Annotated in this window: 8 protein-coding genes; 1 reads left to right on the top strand and 7 read right to left on the bottom strand. The window is 65.4% G+C overall.

All coding sequences use genetic code 11. The features are described from left to right. Positions 1–35: 35 nt before the first annotated feature. A complete protein-coding gene (locus ACFWJ8_RS03960; RefSeq protein WP_378809206.1) occupies positions 36–1,127 on the bottom strand; it encodes an NADH:flavin oxidoreductase/NADH oxidase in 1,092 nt (363 codons plus the stop codon). Between the two features lie 196 nt (positions 1,128–1,323). Between ACFWJ8_RS03960 and ACFWJ8_RS03955 the strand changes: the two genes are divergently transcribed. After that, a complete protein-coding gene (locus ACFWJ8_RS03955; RefSeq protein WP_378809203.1) occupies positions 1,324–1,581 on the top strand; it encodes an ArsR/SmtB family transcription factor in 258 nt (85 codons plus the stop codon). A 94-nt stretch (positions 1,582–1,675) separates the two neighbouring features. Here ACFWJ8_RS03955 and ACFWJ8_RS03950 read toward each other — a convergent pair whose 3' ends face one another. From ACFWJ8_RS03950 to mftD, 6 genes are all read right to left on the bottom strand, one after another. Beyond that, positions 1,676–3,181: an MFS transporter gene (locus ACFWJ8_RS03950; protein ID WP_378809200.1), complete on the bottom strand. Its 1,506-nt coding sequence runs from the start codon at positions 3,179–3,181 to the stop codon at positions 1,676–1,678. Positions 3,182–3,662: 481 nt separating this feature from the next. After that, positions 3,663–4,040, bottom strand: coding sequence for a RidA family protein (locus ACFWJ8_RS03945; protein WP_378809197.1), 378 nt, complete (start codon positions 4,038–4,040; stop codon positions 3,663–3,665). Next, positions 4,037–4,477: a RidA family protein gene (locus tag ACFWJ8_RS03940; RefSeq protein ID WP_378809194.1), complete on the bottom strand. Its 441-nt coding sequence runs from the start codon at positions 4,475–4,477 to the stop codon at positions 4,037–4,039. The genes ACFWJ8_RS03945 and ACFWJ8_RS03940 overlap by 4 nt, the downstream gene beginning before the upstream one ends. 21 nt (positions 4,478–4,498) lie before the next feature. After that, positions 4,499–4,918, bottom strand: coding sequence for a RidA family protein (locus ACFWJ8_RS03935; RefSeq protein ID WP_378809191.1), 420 nt, complete (start codon positions 4,916–4,918; stop codon positions 4,499–4,501). A 79-nt stretch (positions 4,919–4,997) separates the two neighbouring features. Next, positions 4,998–6,056 carry a zinc-binding dehydrogenase gene (locus ACFWJ8_RS03930; RefSeq protein ID WP_378809188.1) on the bottom strand — a complete coding sequence of 353 codons (1,059 nt, stop codon included), beginning with the start codon at positions 6,054–6,056 and terminating at the stop codon, positions 4,998–5,000. 56 nt (positions 6,057–6,112) lie between these two features. Continuing rightward, positions 6,113–7,297: a pre-mycofactocin synthase MftD gene (gene mftD, locus ACFWJ8_RS03925; protein WP_378809186.1), complete on the bottom strand. Its 1,185-nt coding sequence runs from the start codon at positions 7,295–7,297 to the stop codon at positions 6,113–6,115. Between the last annotated feature and the right edge of the window lie 61 nt (positions 7,298–7,358).

The following is a 7,358-nucleotide window of genomic DNA, read 5'->3' as shown; positions in this document are numbered from 1 at the left end:
TGCGTCGACAAACTGTCGACGCACGCCCGGCGAGGTCAAAGCGCGTACGCGTACTGGTGGACGTACCGCGGCTCCGCGCCGAGAACACTCGCGGTGTCGTTGGCCCACGACGCGGTGCGCAGCAGTGCACGCCCGATGAACACTGCATCGACATGGTCCTCTTCAACCAGTCGCTGTGCTCGGGCGGGCGTGTCGATCCGTCCCACCGCCGCCGTCGGCACTCCGCTGCGAGCGCGAATGATGGCGGCCTTGCTGCTCTGGTAGTCCGGAGCGTGGGGGATGTCGACGATGTCGATTCCTCCCGAGGAGGCATCGATGAGGTCGACGCCGTGGGAGGCGAGGATCGAGGCGAGCTGGACCGTCTGGTCTACCGTCCAGCTGGCACGGTGATCCTGTTCGTTCTCTTCGATCCAGTCGGTGCTGGACACTCGGACGAACAACGGCTTGGTCTCTGGCCAGACCTTGCGGATGGCCTGCACCGTCTCCAGCACAATGCGGATCCGGTTCTCAAACGTTCCGCCGTACTCGTCGGAACGGTCGTTGGCGACCGGCGACAGGAACGAATGGAGCAGGTAGCCGTGGGCCGCGTGGAGCTCCAGAACGTCGAAGCCTGCTTCATCGGCGCGCCTGGCCGCAGCCGCGAACGAGTCCACGATGTCGTTGATCTCATCGACGGAGAGCGCGTGGGGTGCGTGCGAGCCGGTGAAGGCCAGCGGGCTCGGAGCCTCGGTGGTCCATCCGTTCTGATCCGGGCTGAGCGCGGCGCCACCGTGCCACGGCGCGGCGGTCGATCCCTTCCGGCCTGCGTGCGCGATCTCGATGCCTGCCTTCGCGCCTGCGGCGTGGATCTCTGCGACCAGGAGTGCGTACCCAGGGATCTGTTCATCGTCCCAGATTCCGAGGTCGTTGGGCGTGATGCGGCCAGTCGGGGTGACGGCCGTCGCTTCCAAAACGACGAGACCGACTCCGCCGGCGGCTCGCGCGGCGTAGTGGGCGTGGTGGAACGGTGTCAGGAAGCCCACGTAGTCCCCGTCCGCGGCGGACGAGTAGGTGCACATCGGGGACATCCAGATCCTGTTCGGGATCTCGACGTCTCGTAGCTTCAGTGGGTCAAACAGGCTCGGCATACAGAATCCTCTCTTAGTACGAGAACTTTCGTACTAAGAAATTGTACGAAGATCGTCGTACTAGCTGTCAAGTACATTACGATCGACGGCGTCAGCGCGAGCCGTCTGGCCGGCGGATACGCTGCACGATCGATCGAGGTTGCATATGGCACGAGTCCTTACACATCCGGCAGTTGCGGAGATCAGTCTGGACAGCGTGCTGGCCGCGCTCGCGGATCCGATTCGACGGAGCATCGTGGCGCAGCTGCTCGAGAGCGGCGACGCGCAGCCGTGCGGTGCGTTCGAGCTGCCGATCGCGAAGGCGACGACCACCTACCACTTTCGGGTTCTCCGAGAAGCCGGGCTGATCCGTCAGCACTACGAAGGCACGACGATCCAGAATCAGTTGCGCCGGGAGGATCTCACCGAGGCCTTCCCGGGACTCCTTGATGCGGTGTTCGCCCGTCAGGCGTGAACTGCGTGGCGGCCCACTCGCCTGAATAGGCAAACGGGTGGTGGGGTGCATGGCATCCCCACCACCCGTGCTCACCGGTGGCTAGATCACCGGCTCACCACTCGCCAGCGGACGTGGATCCTTGCGTAGAAGCCTGGCCAGTCCAGTCGGACGCGGCAGCCTGATCGGCGGGCTTCCAGGACTGGTTCCTGCTGGCAGTCCACTCGCTCGCGTTCTCGTCGCTCCACTCACCGTCGCTGGACTCACTCCAGTCATCGGAGTCACCCCAGCCCTGCGATTTGCGGATGAGGGCGGCCGCAGCGACAGCACCGACGACAAGCGCGACAGCCGCGCCATAGTACACGGCGGAGTAACCCGCGACGCTGTCCGAGCTCGCGCTGCCGTAGCCGCCGCCGATCGAGATGAACAGGGTGGTGAAGATCGCCAGCGCGATAGATCCACCCAGCTGCATTGACGAGTTCACGACGGCGGACGCTGCGCCAGCATCGCTCCACGGAACACCCGTAAGCGCGACATTCTGGACCGCGACGACGACACCGGCCAACCCGATACCCACCAGCAGCATGCCCGGGAACACCTGCACCCAGTAGTTCCCGTCCGCGGTCAGCTGCGCCAGGTAGACCATGCCGACAGCGGAGATCAGCATGCCACCCGACATGACCCACTGTCCGCCGAACCTCTCGAACAGACGAGTCCCGAGCGGGGCGACGATCATGGTCGACACCGCCATCGGCAACGACGCGATGCCCGCCAGCAGCGGGCTGAACCCGAGCAGTGCCTGCAGGTGGTAGGCCTGGAACAGGGTTGCACCGATGTAGACGGCTCCCACGGTGGCCTGCACGATGAACGCACCCGCTCGGGTCCGGTTACGCAGGATGCGCAGCGGCAGCAACGGGTACTTGGTCTTCGCTTCGATCGTGATGAAGATGGCGATCAGCACCACGCCGAGGGTGAGGAAGATGAGCGTGTCGGGCGAGCCCCAGCCGTGCTCGGACAGGGTGAGCCCGTAGACCAGGCTGCCGAAGCCGAGCGTGATGGTGATCGCGCCCGGCAGGTCGTGACCGTGGTGCCCGTTGAGCTTCGATTCCTTGACGAAGAGGGCGGCACCCACGATGCCCAGCACGGCGAAGATGATGTTCACCAGCAGGCACCAGCGCCATCCGGCGTACTCGGTGAGCACGCCTCCCAGCGCGAGACCGATGGTTGCACCGGTCCCGGCGACGATTCCGAAGATCGCAAAGGCCTTCGCACGCTCCTTGCCGGAGGTGAAGATCACCGTCAGCATCGACAGCGCCGCCGGCGCCAGTAGGGCTGCCAGTGCGCCCTGGATGCCGCGCGCGACGATCAGCTGGGTGGCGTTGTCGGCGAGGCCGCCGATCACCGACGCGGCGCCGAAGCCGAGCATGCCGATCATGTAGCTGCGCTTGCGTCCCCAGAAGTCGGAGATGCGTCCGCCGAGCAGCAGCAAGGACCCGAATGCGAGCACGTAGGCGGTGACAACCCACTGGCGTTCAGCATCAGACATGCCGAGTTCGAGTTGTGCTTTGGGCAGCGCGACGTTCACGATCGTCGCGTCGAGGACGATGACTAGCTGCGTCATGCAGATGACGGCAAGAGCCCACCACCGGCGAGGGTCAGGTTGGACGGTAGACATGATGAAACCTCCGGTTTCATTGGTTGAATGAAGCCGGAGGTTTCAAGCCTCGGACCGACGCTGTTCGGCGTCAGCCATCCTCGAATGTCTCGAGCGGAGACTCTAATCTAGCAGTCCTGCAACGGGTGGGGCTTCATGCCGCGGCAGGTCGACGCGTGCTTCTCTGCCCCGAATCTCGGGCGTTCGCACGCCCGGCACAGCACTGGCGCATCTTGACGCGCCGGGCCGAGCGCGCCATTCACTTCTGCCTCCACCGCAACCGCGATGTGCCGCAGAAATGGTTCGGCACCTCACCACGGGTTCAGGGCCAGTGATGAGGTGCCGGGTCTAGGTGGGCGCCGCGCCATCACGCGGGAAGCGCCCATACGTTGTCGACGCGGGGGCGCCGGAGCTTGAGAGTGGCGCTCAAGCTCCGGCGATCAACCGATCAGTGTGCTGCGATGACGTCCAGCTGAAGGCGGGCGCCGCGGGCGGGGAGCCAGTCGACCTCGGCGACGGTCAGCGCCGGCGTCCAGTGCTCGCCGAACCGCGTGTTGAGCGCGTCGGTGAACGCCGCCAGGTCGCGGATGTCGGTCAGGTAGAGCAGGATCTTTGCGACGTTGCCCCAGGTGAGGTTCTTCTCCGAGAGCGCGTTGTTCAGGTTCGAGAACGTCAGCGACAGCTGCGCGTCGAAGCCGGAAGGCAGTCCCTTCGTGGTCGGGTCGGTGGACGGCGCGATCCCCGAGAGGAACACCAGTTCCGACCCGGCGCTGGCGATGGTGACGAGCCCGTGCGGGGAGTTGCCCGTCGAGACGGCGTTGGTCATTTCTGCTCCGTTCCACCCTGGGCCGACGAACGCACGGCCACCACATCAATCTCCAGGCGAGCTCCCTCGCCGCTGAGCCCGTTGATCCCCACCGACGTGGACGCCGGGGTGACGCCGCTGTCCGCGAAGAACTGCGTGATCGCCTGCTGCACCGCGTTGTAGTCCCGCGGGTCGGTGAGGAAGTTCGACAGCTTGACGACGTCGCCCCACCCCAGACCGTTGAACCGCAGCACGTCCTCGATCGTGGTCAGCACCCGGCGAGCCTGCTCGACGATGTCGTCGGGGAGCACGCACTCGTCCGCGATGTGCGGGTGGTGGTGATACAGCGGGATCGCCGTCGCACCGGACAGCCAGAAGAGGGTGTCGGTGCTGCGAACCGAGACCGAAACGGGAGAGCCCCCGTCGGTCGAGGTGAATTCAGTACTCGTGTTTGTCATGTTCCGCAGTCCCTTCTTCGATCAGCTGCTCGACGTCGCCGGACGCACCGCGATCACGTCGAACTCCACGCGCGCGCTCGGGTGGCTCAGACCGTTCACGCCGATCAGCGTGTTCGCGTGCCGCCAGGCTGCACCCGACGCTTGGGTGAACTCGTCCATGACGGTGAACACCTCGACGAAGTCCCGCATGTCGGTCAGGAAGTCGTAGACGTGCAGCACGTCATCCCACGTCAGACCGTTCGCCGCCAACGACTCGGTGTGGCGGCGCATCACGATTCGGGTCTGCTCCGCGATGTCGTCGGGGAAGACCCCGTCGTCGTCAGCGCCCACGGCGCCGGACAGGAACACGTACTCCGAACCGGAAGGCACCTTCACTGCCGGCGCGTACGGCAGCCAGTCCGCCCTTCCCTCATCCAGCTCGATCAATTCCATCCGCGTCATCACAATCTCCTCACTCTCGCGGTCTGTTGTTCCCGATGAGAATCGGGATGTGTTCGGTCACTGGCAGCCAGTGACCGCGTTATCGGGTCAGGTCGAAGATGACCTTGCCGTCGACCTGGCCTCGGGCGAGGCGGTCAAGCTCCTGCGGCAGCTCCTCCAGCGTGTGCACCGAATCCAGAAGCTCAGCGCCGAGGTTGGTGGACGAAAGGATGTCGATGGCGTCTTCCATGTCGGAGTTTCCGACGTGGGCGAGCGTCGTCTGCAGGGTGATCTCCCGCAGCACGAGCTGGTGCACATCGATCTCCTGTGCAGTCGCGGGCAGACCGACCTGGAGGACCACTCCGCCATCGCGAACAAGCCCGAGCGCGCGGTTGATCTGCCCCGGAGCGCCGCTCGCCTCGATCACGACATCGACCCCGGGAGGAATGCTGGCGATGTCGTCGGCGACCACCGTCGCCGATGCGCCAAGACGGAGAGCACGGTCAAGCTTCGGGCTGGGCAGGTCGACCACCGTCACATCGGCCTCGACCAGGGACAGCAGACCGGCCAGCGTGAACGTGCCGATGGCTCCGGCGCCGATGATCACCACACGGTCGCCGTTGGCGGCACCGGAACGTCGTGCGGCATGCAGGCCAACCGCCAACGGCTGCGCCAGCGCGGCCTGATCCAGCTCAAGACCGGCGGGCAGGGCGACAAGCGTGGACGCGGGAGTCGCAACGTACTCCGTGAGCCCACCGTCGGTATCCAGACCGAGCGTCCAGTACTGCTCGCACAGGTTGCCGCGACCTTCCTTGCATCGTTCGCAGTTACCGCAGGAGACTCCCGCACCGCTTGCCACGATGTCTCCGACGGCGAAACGGCTGGTTCCCGCCTCGACGACCTCGCCGATGAACTCGTGGCCCGGGATGACTGCCCCGAGGTGGTGGGTCACAGGATGCTCGTGAGCGACCGGCAGCATGTGGGGGCCAGACCGCCATTCCGTGGCGTCAGTTCCACAGATGCCCGACCGCAGCACCCGCAGCAGAACCTCTCCGTCGCCGGGGACCGGGACCTCGACCTCTTCCAGGCGCACGTCGTTGGCGCCGTAGTACTTCGCCGCCCGCATCGTGCGCGGTCGGTCGGTGGCTTGCTGAGACATTTCTTCTCTCTTTCTAGGTGTGTGGGTCCAATGCCGGCGGTGTGCTGTCGACGGCGTCAGGACGTTGGGTGAACGAAGAAGTGCGGGTCGCGTACGACCAGATCGGCGGGCGTCAGTTCCGAGATGGATCGGCGACCGATACCGAAGAGCGTCTCCTCGATGCCGTCGCGCATGATCTGCAGCACGGACTCCACGCCTGACTCACCTCCCGAGGCAAGCCCATACAGAAATGCGCGCCCGATCAAGACCGCCCGTGCGCCGAGCGCGACAGCCTTGACCACGTCCGAGCCACGGCGCACTCCCCCATCGAGCACCACATCGACCTGGTCGCCGACGGCGTCGACGACGCTGGGCAGGAACCGTATAGGTGCCGGTGTGCCGTCCACGTTGTTGCCGCCGTGGTTTGAAACCGAGATCGCGCTCGCGCCGAGGTCCACCGCACGTTTGGCGTCGTGAATCGTCGCGATTCCCTTGACCATGAACGGCCCACCCCACAGCTCGCGCAGCCACTTGATGTCATCCCAGGTGGGCGTGGGGGTCTCCTCGAACTGCTGCCACACCGCGCCGAAGGTCGGCGCAAGCTCATCTGCGTAGAAGAGGTTCGGTGTCCGAAGGCCGGGGAGCTTGCCTCGGCGAAGGTAACTCGCGAACCACGTCGGACGAGACAGCGCAACCGGTGCGAGCTTCACCATGGTGGGCAGGTCGAGTCGATACGGTGGCGAAGGCGGGCCACCCCAGTCCTGACGTTTCTGCGTGAACGACCAATCGAGAGTGACGATCAGCCCTCTGGCCCCCGATGCTCGTGCCGCCTCCACACGTGCCGCGATCTGCTCACGCGTGCCGATCCAGTAGATCTGCAGGAACGCCTTGTCGTTGACCGCGGCGACATCTCGAATCGAATCGGTCGCGAACGAGCTGAGCCCGATGCCAGTCCCGGCACGACTTGCCGCGCGGGCTGCCGCGACTTCCCCCGCCGGATGGATCGCCTGAGCGCCCACGGGCGAGAGGATCACGGGAATGTCCAGCTCAACACCCAGCACCTTCGTGCGCGTGTCGATCTCGGATCGAGTGGGACGATCGAAGATGGTGGGCGAGAAGCCGAGGTGGTCGAACGCTTCCACGTTCTCGGCCAGTGTGCGACCGCGTTCGTTCCCGGCCTTGATCGCCAACCACACGGCCCTAGGGAGTCGACGTTGCGCGAGGCGCTCAGCCTCCGCAACCGTGGCGAACCGTGATGTCATCGCTCAGCCCGCCCAGCTGTGACCACGGTCGTTTCCCTACGCGACATCTCTTCTCCTCAGG

Origin of the sequence: Microbacterium sp. NPDC058389, from assembly GCF_042722305.1 — a bacterium.
GTDB lineage: Bacteria > Actinomycetota > Actinomycetes > Actinomycetales > Microbacteriaceae > Microbacterium.
This window is presented reverse-complemented; position numbering and strand designations above follow the sequence as displayed.

Coding starts and splice junctions, on each gene's coding strand:
- ACFWJ8_RS03960 (WP_378809206.1), bottom strand. CDS start 1,127: ATGCCGAGCCTGTTTGACCCACTGAAGCTACGAGACGTCGAGATCCCG.
- ACFWJ8_RS03950 (WP_378809200.1), bottom strand. CDS start 3,181: ATGACGCAGCTAGTCATCGTCCTCGACGCGACGATCGTGAACGTCGCG.
- ACFWJ8_RS03945 (WP_378809197.1), bottom strand. CDS start 4,040: ATGACCAACGCCGTCTCGACGGGCAACTCCCCGCACGGGCTCGTCACC.
- ACFWJ8_RS03940 (WP_378809194.1), bottom strand. CDS start 4,477: ATGACAAACACGAGTACTGAATTCACCTCGACCGACGGGGGCTCTCCC.
- ACFWJ8_RS03935 (WP_378809191.1), bottom strand. CDS start 4,918: ATGACGCGGATGGAATTGATCGAGCTGGATGAGGGAAGGGCGGACTGG.
- ACFWJ8_RS03930 (WP_378809188.1), bottom strand. CDS start 6,056: ATGTCTCAGCAAGCCACCGACCGACCGCGCACGATGCGGGCGGCGAAG.
- mftD (WP_378809186.1), bottom strand. CDS start 7,297: ATGACATCACGGTTCGCCACGGTTGCGGAGGCTGAGCGCCTCGCGCAA.